We start from the raw sequence: 18,065 nt of genomic DNA, 5'->3' as shown, positions 1-18,065 counted from the left end.
TTCGTGGGAGGCGGTGGCCACCTGATCGACCTGGCGGTATTGCTGCTCCATGCCGGCACTGGTTTGCGTGGCGATGGCGGAAGACTGATCCGCCGTGCTGCGCGCGTCCTGCACCGAGCGTTTCACTTCGGCGATGATCGGTTGCAGCTTGTCGAGGAAACGGTTGAACCAGCCAGCCAGTTGGCCCAGTTCATCCTTTTTGTCGTAAGCCAGACGCCGGGTCAGGTCGCCTTCACCGCTGGCGATGTCTTCGAGCATGTGCGCGACGCCAAGGATCGGCCTGGTCACGCTGCGCGCCATCAACCACACCAGCAACAGGCCGATCAACGCCGCCAGCACACCGAGGCCGAGTTCGACCAGCGTGCCGGCGGTATTGCTGTCGTCGAGTTGTTTCTTCAGCGCCTCGGCCGGGCCGATCAGGACTTTTTCCGGCACGTCGAGCAACACGCCCCACGACTTGCCACCGGGGATCGGCTGGAACGGCGAGAGCACTTTCAACTGCTGGTCGCTGTGCAGGCTGGTGGTTTTGCTGCTGTTGGCGAGCAGGCGGATCAGCTCGGCGCCGTTGGTTTTATCCACGGCATCCAGGCGCTGGCTGAGTTTGCTGGCGTCCGGGCTGTAGCCGGCGAGCAAACCGGCCGGGCTGATGATGCTGACGTGGGTCTGGCCGTCATAGAGCTTTTTGCTCGCGCCCTGACTGACCGCTTGCAGGCTGTTGAGGTTGATGTCCACCGACAGCGAAGCGATGACTTTACCGTTGAGCATCAGCGGGAACACGATGCTGGTCATCAGCACGTTCTGGCCGTCGATCACGTAGAAGTAGGGTTCGATCACGCAAGGTTTGAGCGAGGTGCGTGGGCAGGTGAACCAGGCGTTGGCGGGCTCGCCGCTGGGGCCGGTGCGGGTGTCGGCCATGTCCGTTTCGGGCAGCGCCATCGACGTCACCTTGCCGGGTGTCGGTTGCGACCAGTACAGCGCGAAACGGCCCTTGTCGTTACTGCCCAGTTCCGACTGGCCGGCGAACAGTTCGTCCTTGCCGTCCAGCGCGTTGGGCTCGAACACGAGGGACAGGCCGAGCAATTCTGGATTGGCTTGCAGCGCGGACTTGACCTGGCGGGTCAGGTCTTCGCGCAGGTCGAAGGCATCGAGAAAGCGCTTTTCGGCCTGATCACGCAGGAACAACACCTGACGTGAAAAGCCGTGGCCATATTGATAGGCGTCCATGAACTGCTGGCGAATCCCCAGCGCCTGGTTTTCGCCCTGGGACTCGATCCGGGCCTGGGCAGCTTCGGTGAGCATCTCCATGCTCGAGGCTTTCACCAGCTCGGAGCTGTGCTCCATGCGGTACAGCGAAAGACCTACCAGCAAGGTCACGATACCCGCCAGGCAAAGCCCGGCCAGCAGGGTGATTTTCCATTGAATGGAAAGTTGTCTGAGCGACATGGAGACGTCCTTATTCGATAAATATCTGAGACTTTGCACTGTAACGGCCGCGAATCCGCTTTCTTTATTCGGTGTGCGGAGCTTTTGTGGCAAGAGGTTTATCTCTGGAGAAGGGATATATATCTGTGGTGAGGAGTGGGACGTGTGGCGAGGGGATTTATCCCCGTTGGGTCGCGAAGCGGCCCCTGCAATTATCCAGACGAATCGATTGTGGCTGCTGCGCAGCCAAACGGGGATAAATCCCCTCGCCACAGGGGTATCACTGGCCGTTACATGTTCGTTGGCACCACTCGCTTTGACACCGGCCCCACTCTGCGGCACAGTGCGCGCCGTCTAATAAAACCCATTCCTTGTCCCGCTGGCGTCTCTTCGCAGACTGCCGGCTGGGTTCATTTCGCTTGCCTTGAGGTAACGATGATTAATGCTGTAATTGCCGCGGTCGGCGTCATGCTGGTGCTCAGCCTGTCCCGCGTGCACGTTGTGATCGCGCTGATTATCGGCGCGCTGGTGGGCGGCCTGACCGGTGGCCTGGGCATCGACGCCACCCTGAAAGCGTTCAACAGCGGCCTCGGCGGCGGGGCCACGGTGGCCTTGTCCTATGCCTTGCTCGGCGCCTTCGCGGTGGCGATTGCCAAGTCCGGCCTCGCCCATGCGCTGGCGGACAAGGCCCTGGCCATGGTCGATCGCCAGCACGCCAACGGTGGTGGCTCGGTCAAGTGGCTGTTGATCGGTTTGCTCTGGGTGGTGGCCATCGCTTCACAGAATATTCTGCCGATACATATCGCGTTTATTCCGTTGCTGGTGCCGCCACTGTTGTATGTGCTGACCAAGCTTCAACTGGATCGCCGCTTGATCGCCTGTGTCATGACCTTCGGCCTGATCACGCCGTACATGTTCCTGCCGGTGGGTTTCGGCAACATCTTCCTCAATGAAATCCTCCTGGCCAACGTGGCCCGCAGCGGCGTGGACATCAGCGGCATCAACGTTACCCATGCCATGGGCATTCCGGCGCTGGGCATGGTCGTGGGGCTGGCGGCAGCGTTCATCAGCTACCGCAAGAAACGCGTCTACAACCTGGAAAAGATCGAGCAGGTCGAACAGGTTGCGGTCCAGTACAACCCGTTGAGCCTGATGGTCGCGGGTGTGGCCATCGCGGCGGCGTTCATCATTCAGCTACTGCTGGATTCGATGATTATCGGTGCGCTGGCGGGTTTCCTGATCTTCTCGGTGTCGGGCATCGTCAAGTGGCGCGACACCGACGACCTGTTCACCGAAGGCATGAAGATGATGGCGATGATCGGCTTCATCATGATCGCCGCCTCGGGGTTTGCCGAAGTGATGAAAGCCACTGGTCAGGTGCAGACGCTGGTTGAAACGTCGGCGTCGTGGATCGGCCACAGCAAGGGCATCGGCGCGCTGTTGATGTTGCTGGTCGGCTTGCTGGTGACCATGGGCATCGGCTCATCGTTTTCCACCGTGCCGATTCTGGCGGCGATTTTCGTGCCGCTGTGTGTGCAACTGGGTTTCAGCCCGATCGCCATCGTGTGCATCGTTGGCACCGCCGGCGCGTTGGGCGATGCCGGTTCGCCGGCTTCGGACTCGACACTGGGCCCGACCTCCGGCCTGAACATCGACGGCCAGCATCACCACATCTGGGACACCGTGGTGCCGACCTTCCTGCATTACAACCTGCCGCTGCTGGCGTTCGGTTGGGTGGCGGCGATGGTGCTCTGATTCAGGATCAAAAGATCGCAGCCTTCGGCAGCCCTACAAAGGAATGGCACACACCCTGTAGGCGCTGCCGAGGGCTGCGATCTTTTTTGAGCATTCAACTTTTGATCCGGCGTGCCGTTAAAGCCTTTAACCACGCCAACAAAAATCAAAAAGAGTGAACCGTCATGCGCATGAGCCTGAAGGCTAAAGTCCTGTCCCTTGCCGTACTCCCGGTGTTGCTCTTTGCGCTGGTCATCAGTTTGACCACGTTGTTCGTGCTGCAGGAGCAGGCCCGCAAGGAAGTCGAGGAGACGCGCCAACGCCTGCTCAGCGATGCCAAGGCCACCCTGCAAAGTTACGTGGCCGTGGCGATGACTACGATCAAACCGCTCTACGACGCCGCAGCCCCGGGTGACGACGCGGCGCGGGCCCAGGTGATCAAATTGCTGTCGAGCGTCAGCTACGGCAAGGAAGGTTACTTCTTCGGCTACGACTCCAACACCGTGCGCCTGTTCAAGGCCAACAGCCCTGAAGGCGTGGGCCAAAGCTTCAAGGACAACCGTGATCCGAACGGCGTCTACGTCAACCGCGACCTGGTGAAAGTCGCCAAGGACGGTACGCATTACCTGCAATACAGCTCGCCATTGCCCGGCAATACCAAGGTGCTGGTGCCGAAACTCGGCTACACCGAATACCTGCCGAAGTGGGACATGGCCGTCGGCACCTCGGTCAACCTCGACGGCATCGAAGCGCAGGTGGCGGTGGTCGAGGCCAAGGTTCAGGAGCGCATGGAAGGCGTGTTGCTGAGCATCATCGGCATCGCCGTAGTGGTGCTGTTGGTGATCGCCGCCGCCGGCATGCTGCTGGCCAACACCATCCTGCGTCCGCTGAACCTGATGAAAGCCAACCTCGATGACATCGCGGCAGGCGAGGGCGACCTGACCCGGCGCCTGACCATCACCAGCCAGGACGAACTCGGCCAGCTCGCCGGTTCGTTCAACCGTTTTGTCGACAAGATCCACGGCCTGGTGCGCCAGATCACTGAAATGACCTCGCAACTGACCGGGCTGGTGAATCAGGTATCCGATCAGGCTCAGCGCTCGGATCAGGCGATGGAGCGTCAGCGTCACGAGACCGATCAGGTCGCCACGGCGATCAACGAAATGTCGGCCGCCGCGCAGGAAGTTGCCAAAAGTGCACAGAACGCCGCCGTCGCCGCGCAACAGACCGACGAAGAAGGCCAGACCGCCAAGCGTGTGGTGGCGGGCAGCATCGTCAAGATTCATGCATTGGTCGACGATATTCGCAGCAGCGGCGTGTCCCTCGACAGCCTGCAAAAGGACGTGTCGTCGATTGTCAGTGTGCTTGGGGTGATCCGTTCGATTGCCGAACAGACCAACCTGTTGGCGCTCAACGCTGCGATCGAAGCGGCCCGTGCCGGTGAGGCCGGTCGCGGTTTTGCGGTGGTGGCCGACGAAGTCCGCGCGCTGGCCAGCCGCACGCAAATCAGCACCCAGGAAATCCAGGGCATGATCGATCGCCTGCAGGCGGGTACTCAATCGGCGGTGGAAGCGATGCGCCGTTCCAGCGAGGCTGGCGACGGTACGTCCGCACAGGCGAACGAAGCGGGCGCGTCCCTCGACACCATGGCCCAGCTGATCGGCACCATCAACTCGATGAACGCACAGATCGCCAGCGCCGCCGAAGAGCAGACCGCCGTGGCCGAAGAGATCAACCGCAGCGTGCATCAGATCGCGGTGGCTGTGGACAACGTGGCTGACGAAACCCAGCTCGGCGCCCAGACCTCCCGCAGCCTCGCGGATCTGGGTCAGCGCCTGGGCAGTCTGGTCGGACAGTTCCGTATCTGATTTGATGATGCTCTTGTGGCGAGCGAGCTTGCTCGCGCTGGGCTGCGCAGCGGCCCTGAAAATTTGTGAGCGCTGCGCACTCAAGCGGGAGCAAGCTCCCTCGCCACACTCGCGTGTTCGACTCAGGTTCTAGGGCCTGTCCCAATACGGCACCGGCCCAAAGCATTCGACAAAGAAATCAATCACCGTGCGCACCTTCACGGATAACCGTCGGCTGCCGGGCCAGAGCACGGCGATCTGCTGCGGCTCAAGGCTGTTGGACACCTGATAGTCCCCCAGCACCGGCACCAGCGTGCCGTTGCGCACGGCCTCACCAATCAGCCATGACGGAAACATCACCAGCCCCAAGCCCTGTTCGGCGGCCTGGGTGAGTGTGTCGGCGTGGTTGCCGGTGAGCGGTCCCTTCACCGAATAGGGCGTCCAGTCCTGCCGACCCTGGCGGAAAAACCAGCGCTGCTGGCCGGTTACACCTTTGTAGGCCAGGCATTGATGCGCCGCCAGGTCCTGGGGATGTTGCGGGATGCCATGGCGCTCAAGGTAGGCCGGGCTTGCCGCGACCTGAAAGCGGTGGGGCGCCAGAATGCGCGCCTGCATACTCGAATCGTGCAGCGGGCCGATGCGGAACAACAGGTCGGCGCCTTCCTGCAACGGGTCGATGTAGCTGTCGGTCTGTTGGATGTCCAGTTGCAGTTTCGGATAGCGCTCGCACAACTGCCCGAGCCACGGTGTCAGGTGCCGTTGCCCGAACACCACGGGGGCATTGATCCGCACCAACCCGCTGGGCTCGCTTTGCTGTTCCTGCAGGGCTTGTTCGGCTTCTTCCAGTTGCACCAGCACCAGCCGCGCATGGTGGCCGAGCATTCGTCCTGCTTCGGTGGGCGAGACGGCGCGGGTGTGACGGTAGAGCAATTGCTGGCTCAGGGCTTGTTCCATCAACTGGATCTGTCGGGAAATCGAGGAGGGCGCCAGGCCTTCTCGGCGGGCTACCTCGGAAAAGCTGCCGTGATCGAGCACCGCGACAAATAGCCGAAGCGCCTTGAATCCCAATTCGTTGAGGCCGTGCATGGCGGTTCCTGCTGTGCGAGTTGCGCAAAAGTGTTGTCAGTATGATCCCGTTTATCGCAAAGCAGCACCCGCCGATAATGCGCGCCTGTTCCACTGACTACTCAAAACCCATGTGGAAGCGAGCCTGCTCGCGATAGCGGCCAGACATCCAACATCAAGGTGACTGACAAATCGCTATCGCGAGCAGGCTCGATCCCACAAGGGAAGGTGTTTTTTCTGATAAATGGCAGGTGTTCATTCATGCAATCTTCTTCAATCGACGTGGGCGTTGCCACAACGCCAACCACCAAACCAGGGTTACGGCTCTTGTTGTTGCCCCTGGTCATCCTCGCCGGCATGGGCCTTTCCGTAGAGGCCGGTCTGCTCGGCCCCCTCGGCGTCCAGGTCGGGCACTTGTGGGCGACGCTGAGCATCTTCGGCGTGGGCTCGGCGATTCTGTTTCTGCTGCTGTTGTTCAGCGGCCCGCAACGTGGCCCGGCCTTGAACGCATTGCCGCGCTGGCAGTTGATCGGCGGTTTCCTCGGGCCGATGTACGTGGTGGTGCTGACCCTGGCCACGCCGCACATCGGCATTGCGATGACGATGATCGCGATTCTGTCCGGGCAGGTCGGCAAAAGCGTGCTGATCGACCACTTCGGCTGGTTCGGCACCACCCGCAAAAAGGTCAACGGTGAACGCTGGCTGGCCTTGCTGCTGATTGTCGCGGCACTTGTTCTGATTGCTCGGGGTTGATGATGAATCTGATTATTTTGTTGGCGGTGGTCGTGGCCGCCGGTGCGGTGTTGAGTGTGCAGGCGGCGATCAACGGACGTCTGGGCGAAACGGTCGGTGTGTTGCGCAGCAGTTTGCTGACGTTCGTGGTGGGCGCGGTGAGCACCGGGTTGCTGATCCTGTTTTTCGAACCGGCCCATGCCGTGAGCCTGCTGGACGTGCCGAAATGGCAACTCAGCGGCGCGTTGTTCGGCGTGGTGTACATGATGGTCATGGTGGGGGCGGTGCCGCGGGTAGGCACGGCGGTCGCGACGGTCGCGGTGATCGTCGGGCAATTGGGCATGGGGATGCTGATCGACAACTTCGGCTGGCTGGGCAACCCGGCGATCGAGCTGTCCGGGAGCCGGGTATTGGCGATGGTGTTGCTCGGGTTGGCCTTGGTGTTCATGTATCGCAGCAGTACGCGGCAGGCCTGACGCCAGCTCCTACACTGGTGAGACGGATCGTATTCGCGAGTCCGGACGACCACCACCCATGGAGTCAGACTTATGATCGACAGTGAAAGTAAATGCGACTGCCCGAAATGCGCGTGCAAACTGGGCCAGCATCCGATTGCTCGCCACGGCAAACACTACTGTTGCGAAGCCTGCGCCAAGCACCACGAACACGGTGAAGAATGCACAAGCAAGGGCTGCAAGTGCGCCCATGGCTGAGATCAGCCACGCGCAAAAAAGTGGAGCCTATTCGGGCTCCACTTCCAGTTTCAGACTTTGGTCTTCCAGCCGTTCGGTATGGCGGACGATGCCATTGAGTCGCCGTCCCTCCACCCGTACCAATAGGGTTTTCGCCTGCTCCAGATCGGGCGGCAAGGGTGGCTGGACGCGTAGTGCGAAGCGGGTCGGATCATGCTCGACCTGTTCGAGGCCGACCTGACACTCGGCGCTTTTGGTGACTCGGCCGAACAGCGTATCGAGGCCGTAGTCGATGTGTGCCGTGCTGGTAAGTTGTGTCGCTGTCATGCGCCCGATCCCTCCAGATCCTGCCCTTCGGTTAGTTCGCTGGCCGCCACGTGACGTTTTCCACACCGAACTTCTCTGCCATCGGTTTAGTGGTCTTTTGCACTTTTTCCCGACCAAACCGCGGGATGCGACCCACGCCGGCGTCACAGCTCGCCCAATGCCAGGCCTCCGCATTATCCATCTTGTCCAGACGGATAATGAAAGACTTGGGGGCGCCATGAAGGGTGTATTCAATGACGAAAAGTTTTGCGTTGTTCATAAAGCCCGTATTCCTCCCTGTGGTATTAGAGGGATCGTCGCGGCTGCGGAAAATTCAGTCGGATTGTCAGACGGCGGCCGCCAGTGGCGACAAGGCGTGCGGCTGGTTACCATGCATTTCCTGAAACCCCCAATGATTGCTGCCCATGGCCCTTGCCGCGCCCCCTGACCTGAGTGACACCGATGTGCCCGTGCAACCGCTGGCGCGCACTTACCCGCGCGGGTTGTATATCGAGCCTCACGAGCATGTCTGGGGCCAGTTGTTATATGCGATGAGCGGGGTGATGTGGGTCGAAACGCCCCACGAAGCGCTGGTGGTGCCGCCGCAACGGGCGGTGTGGCTGCCGCCAGGCGTGCCTCACGGCATTCGAGTGGTCTCGGACCTGCAGATGCGCAACATCTACCTGCGGCCCTCGCTGGCAGCAACGCTGGACGCGACGGTTCAAGTGATCGAAGTGGGCGGGTTGCTGCGAGAGCTGATCATCGGCCTGGTGGAACAGGGTGACGACGGCGCGCCGGAGTACTACGAAGCGCTGGTGGGGCTGGCGCTGCTGGAACTCAAACGTGCCCGGCGTTCGCTGCTGAAGATCCCCTTGCCGGACGATTCCGACCGGCGCCTGATGAACCTGTGTCAGGCGGTCATGGCCGCGCCGTCGCTGGACATTCCCTTCGAACAACACGCCGAAAACGCCGGCGCCAGCGTGCGCACCCTGGCGCGGCTGTTCAAGGACGGCCTGGGCATGGGCTTCGCCGAGTGGCGACGGCAAGTGCAACTGGCGACGGCGGCGGCCGAGTTGATACAGGGCGTCGCCGTCAGCACGATTGCCCGGGAACTGGGCTATTCGCCGAGCAGCTTCAGCGACATGTTCCGTCGCGAGCTGGGTGTTGCGCCGTCGCAATTTGCCGCGAGCCTGTAGGCGCTGCCGCAGGTTCGCGTTGCGGCGACATCAAGTGCTTTGGCCGAAATTCAGAAGCACTTGGCCGATGCTCGCCGTTGCCCACCTTTAGACTTCAGGCATACCTCAATTGCCCACGGAGTCTGCCATGAGCTACCTCATCTCGCTGGTCATCGGTCTGGGCGTCGGTTTGCTCTACGGCGCACTGGATTTTCGTTCCCCCGCACCACCGGCCATCGCGCTGGTGGGCCTGCTGGGCATGCTCGCCGGTGAAAAATTGTGGCCGATGGGCCGACAACTGGTCACCGGCTGGATCTCCTGAATTTCTCCCCTCTGTTCGATGGACGTTCCCATGAAAGCATTGCAGTTCGATAAAACCGGCGACCTCTCGGCCCTGCGCTACGTCGAAGTGCCGACCCCCGTTCCCGGCGCCGATGAAGTGCTGGTGCAGATCAAGGCCGCCGGCCTCAACCCCAGCGATGTGAAGAACGTGCTGGGGCGGTTTCCCTACACCACGCTGCCGCGGATTCCCGGTCGTGATTTCGCCGGGGTCGTGGTTGAAGGTCCGCAAGCATTGATCGGTCAGGAGGTCTGGGGCACCGGTCGGGAACTGGGCTTTTTCGCTGACGGCTCCCATGCACAGTTCGTCAAATTGCCGGCCAACGGCGTGGCACTCAAGCCGACCCACTTGAGCTTCGCGCAGGCCGCCAGCCTCGGCGTGCCTTACACCACGGCGTGGGATGCGCTGGAACGCAGCCTGGTGACCGCGCAAACACGGTTGCTGGTGATCGGCGGCGGCGCAGTCGGCAGTGCGGCGCTGGCGCTGGCCAAGGTGCGCGGCGCCCAGGTGCTGGCGGCGGCGCGACGGCCGGAGCAGGTGAAGGACTTGCAGGATCAGGGTTATCAGACCCTGCAACTGGATAAACCCGAAGAGCTGGGCGCACAGGTGAACGGGGTTTATGCCGGCGGCGCCGACGTGATTTTCGACACCACCGGGTTCTGGCTGCCGGCCTCGGTCGCCGCGTTGGCACCGTTCGGCCGCATCGCGATCATCGCCGCGCCGGTGGATGGTCTGGTGCAATTGCCGGCCCTGGCGTTGTATCGCAAGGGTGGTTCGGTGGTGGGGATCAACTCGCTTCTGTACGGGGTACAGGCGTGCGCGGCGATGCTCGATCAGTTCGGCCGGTTCTTCGATCAGGACCTGTTGCCATTGCCGCAAGGGTTGTTTGAGTCGCCGTTGGCAGAGGGGCTGGAGCGCTATGCCGAGGTGAATCAGGGCAGTGGCGACAAGGTAATCCTGCTGCCGTAACCCGACCACTGTGGAAGCTAGCCTGCTGGCGATGGTGTATCAGCTGCATTGATGGCGGCTGACACCCCATCGCAGCAGGCTGGCTCCCACAGGTTTTGTGTTGTTCGTTAAAGCCCCTGAAAATAACCTTGCTGTAGACTCATCGGCACTGACTTCACGAGATGCCCCCATGAGCGAGCCGATTCGTCTGACCCAATACAGCCACGGCGCAGGCTGTGGCTGCAAAATTTCCCCCCAGGTGCTGGAAGTGATTCTGGCCGGCAGCGGGGCGCAGAACCTTGACCCCAAACTCTGGGTCGGCAATGCCTCGCGCGATGACGCGGCGGTGTATGCCATCGATGAAGAACGCGGCGTGGTCTCGACCACCGACTTCTTCATGCCCATCGTCGACGACCCGTTCGATTTCGGCCGCATCGCCGCCACCAATGCCATCAGCGACATCTACGCCATGGGCGGCGATCCGTTGATGGCCATCGCGATCCTTGGCTGGCCGGTGAATGTGCTGGCGCCGGAGATTGCCCGGGAAGTGATTCGCGGCGGGCGCTCGGTGTGCGATGAAGCCGGGATCCCGTTGGCGGGCGGGCACTCCATCGATGCGCCGGAGCCGATCTTCGGCCTGGCTGTCACCGGGCTGGTGGAAAAGCGCCACATGAAGCGCAACGACACGGCCACTGCCGGTTGCCTGCTCTATCTCACCAAACCCCTGGGCATCGGCATCCTCACCACCGCCGAGAAAAAGGGCAAGTTGCGCCACGCCGACATCGGCCTGGCCCGCGACTGGATGTGCACCCTCAACAAGCCCGGCAGCCGTTTCGGCAAGCTCGACGGCGTGACCGCGATGACCGATGTCACCGGTTTCGGCCTGCTCGGGCACCTGGTGGAAATGGCCGACGGCAGCAACCTCACAGCACGCATCGAATATGACCGCGTGCCGCGTCTGCCGGGCGTCGAGTATTACCTCGACCAGGGTTGCGTGCCGGGCGGGACGCTGCGCAACTTCGACAGCTACGCCAGCAAACTCGGGCGACTGCAGGAAATGCACAAACGCGTGCTCTGCGATCCGCAAACCAGTGGCGGTCTGTTGGTGGCGGTCACTCCCGAAGGCAACGATCAATTCCTCAGCGTCGCTGCCGAACTGGGCCTGACTCTGGCGCCGATCGGTGAACTGGTCGAGCGACAGACGAACGCGGTCGAGGTGTTCTGATGGCAAGCGAATTCACCGATTACCGCGACATTTTCCTCAATGACCGGCCGATGATGGATGCGCGCGCGCCGGTCGAATTCATCAAGGGTTCCTTCCCCGGTGTGATCAACCTGCCGCTGATGAATGATAACGAGCGGCAACGGGTCGGCACCTGCTACAAGCAAGAGGGTCAGCAGGCGGCTATAACGTTGGGGCATCAGTTGGTGTCAGGCGAGATCAAGGCCGCGCGAATTCAGGCCTGGGCCGAGTTCGCCCGGGCTCACCCCGAAGGGCTTTTGTATTGTTTTCGCGGTGGCTTGCGCTCGCAGATCGTTCAGCAATGGCTGAAGAGTGAGGCGGGTATCGATTATCCGCGGGTCGGCGGCGGCTACAAGGCCCTGCGTAGCTTCCTGTTGGAGACGATCGATCAGGCGATGGCTCAGTGTGATTTTGTCCTGCTGGGCGGCATGACGGGCACCGGCAAGACCGAAGTGCTCACGCAACTGCGCAACGGCCTGGACCTTGAAGGCCATGCCAACCATCGCGGTTCCAGTTTCGGCAAACGCGCCACGGGCCAGCCGTCCAACATCGATTTTGAAAACCGCCTGGCCGTGGACGTGCTGAAGAAACGCAGCCGCGGTATCGAGCAGTTTGTGCTGGAAGATGAAAGCCGCGCGATCGGCAGTTGCGCGCTGCCGTTGCCGCTGTATCAGGGCATGCAGCAATTTCCGATGGTCTGGCTCGAAGACAGCCTTGAAGGACGGGTCGAACGAATCCTGCGTGATTACGTGGTGGACTTGAGTGCCGAGTTCAGCGACGTGCATGGCGAGGAAGGTTTCGGGCTGTTTGCCGAACGCTTGCTGGCGAGCCTGAACAACGTACAGAAGCGGCTGGGCGGCGAGCGTCATCGGCGGATGCTGATCCTGATGGAGGATGCGCTGGCGGAGCAGGCGCGCAGCGGGGCGGTGGATTTGCACCGGGGCTGGATCGAAGGGTTGCTGCGTGAATATTACGACCCGATGTATGCGTTCCAGCGGGAGAAAAAAGGGGCGCGGATCGAGTTTGCCGGGGAGCGGGGGGCGGTTATCGAATACCTGCAAGCGCGTGGCCATCGCCCGGGGTGATGTGTTGATTTTTCCGGCCTCATCGCGAGCAGGCTCGCTCCCACATTGGATCTTCAGTGGACATGAATTAAGTGTCCGACAGAAATCAAAGGTGGGAGCGAGCCTGCTCGCGATAGGGCCCTGACAGCGGCTACAAGATTTGAACCATCAGCCTCAAGTCGGACAGGTTTCCCGACCGTTATCCAGCCCTTGCTTGTAACTGTGGCTCTGCAGACTGGCCTTGCCGTTGTGCCAGGTCAGGGTCAGCACGAACAACGAGTCGTAATCGCTGGACTCCCAGTCTTCAGTGATCTTCTGTTTCTTGCCGACGGCTTCGCCAGCGACCTTGTTGATCAGTTCGGGCAGGTAGCCGTGGGACCAGGCGGTGTAGATCACTGCGTTGTGGTACTTGTCGTGGAGCAGCTCATCGGCCAGGTCGCTGGTGTCATTGGCCGAGAAATTGATGTTTACCGGCAAACCGAGCTTGATCGCACTGGGGCTGATGGTCATCAGTGGGCGAATGTAACTGTAGGAATTGTCCAGTTCGCCTTCCTCGACATTGCGCGTCGGGTTGGCCGCAAACACGTAATTGGCCTTGCCGAATTTTTCCGGGAGCAGGGTCGCCAGGTCGATGGCGCGGTTCAGGCCCTGGCAGTTGAGCTGGCCCAGGCCGCCGGCAGGTTTCTCGGCGTGACGCAGGAACACCAGGGTCTGGGTGCCGTCAACCGGCTGGGCGCGGCTTTCGCTGGATTCCAGTGACAGGAAGAGCGCACTGGCCGCCAACAGGGAGGGCAGCACGACATACGCGCGATGCTTGAAGCGTTGGACGAATTTCAGAAAGTTCATCATGGAAATAGGGAGTCTTCAGCGCATTCGGTTAAGGCTGACAAACCTTTACACCCCGCGCTCCCAGCGTCGGGTGTTTTCCATGTCGTTAAGCCGGTCCGTTTCCGAAAGGGCAACACTCAGAGTCCACTGAAGCCCGTTTGGTTCGATTCCGGCGGAGCAAGCAGCAATCCACCGACAACCTTGAACGGGTTGGAACACAGGTTACCGGCAGGATGTTGCGGATTTATGGACACGGTACACGGGGATGGCCGCGCAGAGCGCTGCATTGCATTGATCTTGCTAATCATCAATATCGATACCCAGACATCGCACCCTTCGGCTGCTCACACTATGATCGTCTTCCTCAATCTCATCGTGGATCCTTCCCATGACCGATCTGTCTGCGTTCCCCATCACCCGGAAATGGCCGGCCCAGTACCCCGAGTGGATTCAGCTCTACTCCTTGCCGACCCCCAACGGCGTCAAGGTGTCGATCATGCTCGAAGAGATCGGTCTGCCCTACGAACCGCATCGTTTGGGCTTCGATACCAACGACCAGCTGTCTCCCGAGTTTCTTTCGCTGAACCCCAACAACAAGATCCCGGCGATCCTCGACCCCCACGGCCCGGACGACAAGCCGCTGCCGCTGTTCGAATCCGGGGCGATTCTGATCTACCTCGCGGACAAGAGCGGGCAATTGCTGGCCCAGGAATCGGCGGCGCGTTACGAGACGATCCAGTGGCTGATGTTTCAGATGGGGGGTATCGGACCGATGTTTGGCCAGCTCGGCTTTTTCAACAAATTCGCCGGCAAGGACTACGAAGACAAACGTCCTCGGGATCGCTATGTCGAGGAAAGTAAACGTTTGTTAAAAGTTCTTGATGGACGCCTGCAAGGCCGCGACTGGATCATGGGCGAGCGCTACACCATCGCCGACATCGCGACATTCCCGTGGGTGCGCAACCTGATCGGTTTCTATGAGGCGGGCGATCTGGTGGGCATCAAGGATTTCCCGAACGTAACGCGGGTGCTGGAGCGCTTCCTCGCACGTCCAGCAGTGATGCGCGGGCTGGAAATTCCCAAATAGGACGTTTCGATTTCATCAGGACCAGGGCAGGCCATGCATTCATTCGATTTCAAGCAAGTAGATGTCTTCAGTCGCGTCGCCCTCAAGGGCAATCCGTTGGCCGTGGTGTTCGGCGCGGACGAGCTCAGCGATGAGCGCATGGCGGCATTCGCCACGTGGACCAACCTCAGTGAAACCACGTTCATCCTCGCGCCGCAGGATCCCCGGGCCGATTACCGGGTGAGGATTTTCACCACGCAGAGCGAGTTGCCGTTCGCCGGGCACCCGACGCTGGGCACTTGTCATGCCTGGCTCGAAGCCGGTGGCGTGCCCAGGGGCGAGGAGATCATTCAGGAATGCGGCGTCGGCCTGGTGCGGGTGCGTCGACAAGGTGCGGAACTGGCTTTTCTCGCGCCGCCACTGCTCAGGACCGGGCCGGTGGAGGCCGATGTCATGGAGCGCGTCCGTCGCGGGCTCAGGCTGCAACCGGGTGCCATTGTGCGGGCGCAGTGGGTTGATAACGGTGCGGGCTGGCTGGCGGTGATGGTCGAGGATCGCCAGCAGGTGCTGGACCTGCAACCGGATCACACGCACATGCTTGGCCTCGCGGTCGGCGTGATCGCGCCGTGGCGTCCGGAGCGTGACGGCGATGATGCCCAGTTCGAAGTACGTGCATTCATCTCCGGCGACGGCATGCCGGAAGACCCTGCCACCGGCAGCCTGAATGCCGGGATTGCCCAGTGGTTGCTCGGCGAGGGGCTGGCGCCGGCGTCCTACGTGGTCAGCCAGGGCCTGACCATGGGGCGCGCGGGGCGTATTCAGGTCGAGCGGATCGGCGATGAGATCTGGATTGGCGGTTCCGTTGTGACCTGCATTACCGGCACGCTGAACCTCTGAAACCTGTGGGAGCGGGAATTGTTGCCGAAGCGGTAAGGGTTTTTACTCCGCTGAGGTTTGTCACTGATAGCACACAGGGCATAAGCTTCCGGCCCTTACGACTTTCGTCTCTTCCTCCGAATTCAGGAACCCCCATGTCCAGCCAGTTCCCCGAAGCACGTCCACGCCGTCTGCGCCGCAATGCGAGCCTGCGCAGCCTGTTCCAGGAAACCGAATTCACCCTGAACGACCTGGTGCTGCCGATTTTCGTCGAGGAAGAAATCGATGACTTCGTGCCGATCAAGAGCATGCCCGGCGTGATGCGAATTCCGGAGTCGAAACTGGCCGGCGAGATCGAGCGTTATGCCCGGGCCGGGATCAAGTCGGTGATGACCTTCGGCGTGTCGCATCACCTGGACAGCAGCGGCAGTGACACCTGGAACGACAATGGCCTGGTCTCGCGCATGTCGCGCATCGCCAAGGACGCAGTGCCGGACATGATCGTGATGTCCGACACCTGCTTTTGTGAGTACACCAATCACGGTCATTGCGGCGTGCTGCACAACCACGAAGTCGACAACGACCAGACCCTGATCAACCTCGGCAGGCAAGCCGTTGCGGCGGCCCGTGCCGGTGCCGATGTGATTGCACCGTCGGCGGCCATGGACGGGCAGGTCCAGGCGATTCGCCGGGCGCTGGACGACGCCGGTTTCACCCAGACCGCGATCATGGCCTATTCGACCAAATTCGCCTCCGCGCTCTACGGCCCGTTCCGTGAGGCCGGCGGCAGCGCGCTCAAGGGCGACCGCAAAAGCTATCAGATGAACCCGATGAACCGCCGCGAAGCGGTGCGTGAGTCGCTGATGGACGAGCAGGAAGGCGCCGACGCGCTGATGGTCAAACCGGCCGGTGCGTACCTGGACATCATCCGCGACATCCGCGAAGTCTCGCGCCTGCCGCTGTCGGCGTATCAGGTGAGCGGCGAGTACGCGATGATCAAGTTCGGCGCACAGGCCGGGGCGATCGATGAAGACCGCGTGGTACGCGAGAGCCTTGGCGCGATCAAGCGGGCGGGGGCGGATTTGATCTTTACCTACTTTGCGATGGACCTGGCCCTGGCCGGGATCTGAAAAATACACAACACCCAATGTGTGAATCAGAGAGGGCCAAAAAACGGCCGTATCCCGCGATCCCGGAAATACCGCTCGATCACTTTCGGGTCCGAGCACGTCTCGGCAATCGCCACGTAGGTATCCGGCCGCAACAGGTAAAACCCGTTACGCCCCAGGCCTGCCGCTTCAAACGCCGGCCGCCAGTCGAACACATGCAACGGCAAGTGATGTTCGTTGCACCAGGCGATCATTTCGTCGCTGGTGTCGCCGTACACATGCACCTGCCAGCTCAGGCATTTCAGCGGCCTGAAATTATCCCCTTCACCGTCGTGCGCCCAAGGCAGGCGGTCGCCGCCATGCACGTGTCCGGCAACACCGGTGCTCAATGGCATCCCGCGATAATTGAGGGTGATCTGCGACACCGTGCGGAACAGGAATTCGCGGGAGGTCTCGAACGCGGCCATTTTCGGCAGCAGGAACGGTGCCAGACGGGTGCGCAGCAAATCGGCCACGCGTCCTTCGGCGGTGACGAAGCTGAACACCCGGTCGGTGGTGGCGACCAGTTTGCGGGCAAACGCAATGCGTTCGGTTTCATAGGTGTCGAGCAAATGCGGCGCGGCACCGCCGCTCAACACGGCGGCGAGTTTCCACGCGAGGTTGATGGCATCGCCAATCCCGGTGTTCATGCCCTGGCCGCCCGCGGGGCTGTGGACGTGCGCCGCGTCGCCCAATAGAAACGCGCGGCCGCTGCGAAAGTGGTCAGCTACCCGATGATGCACGCGGTAGGTCGAGAACCAGTTCACCTGTTCGATCTGCACCTTCAGATGCTCGATGGCCCGGCTGCTGACGTCTTCAAATTGCAGGGTTTCCGCATGCTCGGCGCGTTCGTCGCGCACCGTTCCGATGAGCCGCGCGCGGCCTTCGCCGGCCAATGGAAACACCGCGAGAAAGTCCGCCTCATCGAGATCCACGTGCAGTTCGCCATTGAACGTCGGCCCGCGGGCCTGCACGTCGGCCACATAGAAAATCTGCTGGTATGTCCCGCCGGGAAATCCGGTGTCCAGGGTTTTGCGCACGATCGAGCGGGCACCGTCGCATCCGGCGAGGTAACAGGCCTGACAGGTTTCCTGTTGGCCGTCCGGCAAGCGCAGGCGTGCGGTGATGCCGTCGCCGGTTTCCTCGAAACCCTCCAGCTCGGTATTGCGCTCGACCAGGATACCAAAGGCTTCCAGGCGTTCGATCAGCAAACGCTCGTGCTCGTCCTGAGGAAATATTTCGAGGAACGCGTAGGGCGTCAACCCTTCGCCCACCCGGCTCAACGGCAAGCGCGCTACCGGTTCGCCCTTGACCCAGAAGTTGGCCGCCGCCACGCGATGACCGCCCTGTATCACGGCGTCGACAAGGTCGAGCTGGCGGTACAGCTCCAGCGTCCGCGCCTGCACCGCCAGCGCCCGGGATGTGGTACCGGGTGCCGATGTCTTGTCGAGAATCCGCACGCGGATCCCCAGTTTGCTCAGCCACAGTGCGAGCACCAGCCCGGTGGGACCGGCGCCGATGATCAATACATCGCTACGGTTCATGCGCCTGTCCTCCCCGGGCGTTTGGCTCAAGTATG

The 18,065-nt window shown here is 61.5% G+C and carries 18 protein-coding genes and 1 pseudogene; 13 read left to right on the top strand and 6 right to left on the bottom strand.

What is annotated here, in order from left to right; all coding sequences use genetic code 11:
- Positions 1 to 201 precede the first annotated feature (201 nt).
- A pseudogene (locus tag ACM1ZW_RS30575) lies at positions 202 to 1,224 on the bottom strand (chemotaxis protein); the annotation flags it as partial.
- Positions 1,225 to 1,860: 636 nt separating this feature from the next.
- Here ACM1ZW_RS30575 and ACM1ZW_RS30570 point away from each other — a divergent pair.
- Together ACM1ZW_RS30570 and ACM1ZW_RS30565 are read left to right on the top strand one after the other, a co-directional pair.
- Positions 1,861 to 3,177 (top strand): Na+/H+ antiporter family protein, encoded by a 1,317-nt coding sequence (locus tag ACM1ZW_RS30570; RefSeq protein ID WP_162491081.1) that lies wholly within the window; start codon positions 1,861 to 1,863, stop codon positions 3,175 to 3,177.
- Positions 3,178 to 3,341: 164 nt separating this feature from the next.
- Positions 3,342 to 5,024: a methyl-accepting chemotaxis protein gene (locus ACM1ZW_RS30565; RefSeq protein ID WP_017339716.1), complete on the top strand. Its 1,683-nt coding sequence runs from the start codon at positions 3,342 to 3,344 to the stop codon at positions 5,022 to 5,024.
- A 129-nt stretch (positions 5,025 to 5,153) separates the two neighbouring features.
- Here the strand turns inward: ACM1ZW_RS30565 and ACM1ZW_RS30560 are convergent, their stop codons facing one another.
- Positions 5,154 to 6,089, bottom strand: a complete 936-nt coding sequence (locus tag ACM1ZW_RS30560) for a LysR family transcriptional regulator (protein WP_414877996.1) — start codon at positions 6,087 to 6,089, stop codon at positions 5,154 to 5,156.
- A gap of 240 nt (positions 6,090 to 6,329) precedes the next feature.
- Here ACM1ZW_RS30560 and ACM1ZW_RS30555 point away from each other — a divergent pair, with 240 nt between their 5' ends.
- The 3 genes from ACM1ZW_RS30555 to ACM1ZW_RS30545 all read left to right on the top strand — a co-directional run bounded on the left by ACM1ZW_RS30555 (position 6,330) and on the right by ACM1ZW_RS30545 (position 7,513).
- On the top strand, positions 6,330 to 6,821 hold the full coding sequence (locus tag ACM1ZW_RS30555; RefSeq protein WP_017339714.1) for a DMT family transporter: 492 nt from the start codon (positions 6,330 to 6,332) through the stop codon (positions 6,819 to 6,821).
- Positions 6,821 to 7,276 carry a DMT family transporter gene (locus ACM1ZW_RS30550; RefSeq protein WP_017339713.1) on the top strand — a complete coding sequence of 152 codons (456 nt, stop codon included), beginning with the start codon at positions 6,821 to 6,823 and terminating at the stop codon, positions 7,274 to 7,276. The genes ACM1ZW_RS30555 and ACM1ZW_RS30550 overlap by 1 nt, the downstream gene beginning before the upstream one ends.
- 72 nt (positions 7,277 to 7,348) lie before the next feature.
- Entirely contained in the window at positions 7,349 to 7,513 is a 165-nt protein-coding gene (locus ACM1ZW_RS30545) for a metallothionein (RefSeq protein WP_017339712.1), read from the top strand.
- A 27-nt stretch (positions 7,514 to 7,540) separates the two neighbouring features.
- On the opposite strand, the gene ACM1ZW_RS30540 is transcribed toward ACM1ZW_RS30545, so the two are convergent.
- Together ACM1ZW_RS30540 and ACM1ZW_RS30535 are read right to left on the bottom strand one after the other, a co-directional pair.
- Positions 7,541 to 7,819: a hypothetical protein gene (locus tag ACM1ZW_RS30540; RefSeq protein WP_017339711.1), complete on the bottom strand. Its 279-nt coding sequence runs from the start codon at positions 7,817 to 7,819 to the stop codon at positions 7,541 to 7,543.
- A gap of 31 nt (positions 7,820 to 7,850) precedes the next feature.
- Positions 7,851 to 8,078 carry a DUF6555 family protein gene (locus tag ACM1ZW_RS30535; protein ID WP_017339710.1) on the bottom strand — a complete coding sequence of 76 codons (228 nt, stop codon included), beginning with the start codon at positions 8,076 to 8,078 and terminating at the stop codon, positions 7,851 to 7,853.
- 145 nt (positions 8,079 to 8,223) lie between these two features.
- Here ACM1ZW_RS30535 and ACM1ZW_RS30530 point away from each other — a divergent pair, with 145 nt between their 5' ends.
- The 5 genes from ACM1ZW_RS30530 (at position 8,224) to mnmH (ending at position 12,589) form a co-directional block, all read left to right on the top strand.
- On the top strand, positions 8,224 to 8,994 hold the full coding sequence (locus ACM1ZW_RS30530) for an AraC family transcriptional regulator (RefSeq protein WP_017339709.1): 771 nt from the start codon (positions 8,224 to 8,226) through the stop codon (positions 8,992 to 8,994).
- Positions 8,995 to 9,121: 127 nt separating this feature from the next.
- The gene (locus ACM1ZW_RS30525; RefSeq protein WP_008035179.1) at positions 9,122 to 9,295 is read left to right on the top strand and encodes a DUF1427 family protein; all 174 of its coding nucleotides are present in this window, start codon (positions 9,122 to 9,124) and stop codon (positions 9,293 to 9,295) included.
- Between the two features lie 30 nt (positions 9,296 to 9,325).
- Positions 9,326 to 10,282: a quinone oxidoreductase family protein gene (locus tag ACM1ZW_RS30520; RefSeq protein ID WP_017339708.1), complete on the top strand. Its 957-nt coding sequence runs from the start codon at positions 9,326 to 9,328 to the stop codon at positions 10,280 to 10,282.
- A 169-nt stretch (positions 10,283 to 10,451) separates the two neighbouring features.
- Positions 10,452 to 11,486, top strand: coding sequence for a selenide, water dikinase SelD (gene selD / locus ACM1ZW_RS30515; RefSeq protein ID WP_017339707.1), 1,035 nt, complete (start codon positions 10,452 to 10,454; stop codon positions 11,484 to 11,486).
- A complete protein-coding gene (gene mnmH / locus ACM1ZW_RS30510) occupies positions 11,486 to 12,589 on the top strand; it encodes a tRNA 2-selenouridine(34) synthase MnmH (protein WP_414883235.1) in 1,104 nt (367 codons plus the stop codon). The genes selD and mnmH overlap by 1 nt, the downstream gene beginning before the upstream one ends.
- A 153-nt stretch (positions 12,590 to 12,742) precedes the next feature.
- On the opposite strand, the gene ACM1ZW_RS30505 is transcribed toward mnmH, so the two are convergent.
- Positions 12,743 to 13,417 (bottom strand): hypothetical protein, encoded by a 675-nt coding sequence (locus ACM1ZW_RS30505; protein ID WP_017339705.1) that lies wholly within the window; start codon positions 13,415 to 13,417, stop codon positions 12,743 to 12,745.
- 367 nt (positions 13,418 to 13,784) lie between these two features.
- On the opposite strand from ACM1ZW_RS30505, the gene ACM1ZW_RS30500 reads away from it, so the two are divergent.
- The 3 genes from ACM1ZW_RS30500 to hemB all read left to right on the top strand — a co-directional run bounded on the left by ACM1ZW_RS30500 (position 13,785) and on the right by hemB (position 16,468).
- Positions 13,785 to 14,483, top strand: a complete 699-nt coding sequence (locus ACM1ZW_RS30500; protein WP_416739942.1) for a glutathione binding-like protein — start codon at positions 13,785 to 13,787, stop codon at positions 14,481 to 14,483.
- Between the two features lie 33 nt (positions 14,484 to 14,516).
- On the top strand, positions 14,517 to 15,359 hold the full coding sequence (locus tag ACM1ZW_RS30495) for a PhzF family phenazine biosynthesis protein (RefSeq protein ID WP_017339703.1): 843 nt from the start codon (positions 14,517 to 14,519) through the stop codon (positions 15,357 to 15,359).
- Between the two features lie 134 nt (positions 15,360 to 15,493).
- On the top strand, positions 15,494 to 16,468 hold the full coding sequence (gene hemB, locus ACM1ZW_RS30490) for a porphobilinogen synthase (protein ID WP_017339702.1): 975 nt from the start codon (positions 15,494 to 15,496) through the stop codon (positions 16,466 to 16,468).
- Between the two features lie 26 nt (positions 16,469 to 16,494).
- Here the strand turns inward: hemB and ACM1ZW_RS30485 are convergent, their stop codons facing one another.
- On the bottom strand, positions 16,495 to 18,030 hold the full coding sequence (locus ACM1ZW_RS30485) for an FAD-dependent oxidoreductase (protein WP_416739941.1): 1,536 nt from the start codon (positions 18,028 to 18,030) through the stop codon (positions 16,495 to 16,497).
- Positions 18,031 to 18,065 lie beyond the last annotated feature (35 nt).

The sequence above is a fragment of the Pseudomonas sp. NFX71 genome (assembly GCF_048079215.1).
GTDB lineage: Bacteria > Pseudomonadota > Gammaproteobacteria > Pseudomonadales > Pseudomonadaceae > Aquipseudomonas > Aquipseudomonas fluorescens_B.
The sequence above is the reverse complement of the archived record's forward strand: the minus strand, read 5'-3'. Positions and strand labels throughout refer to the sequence as shown.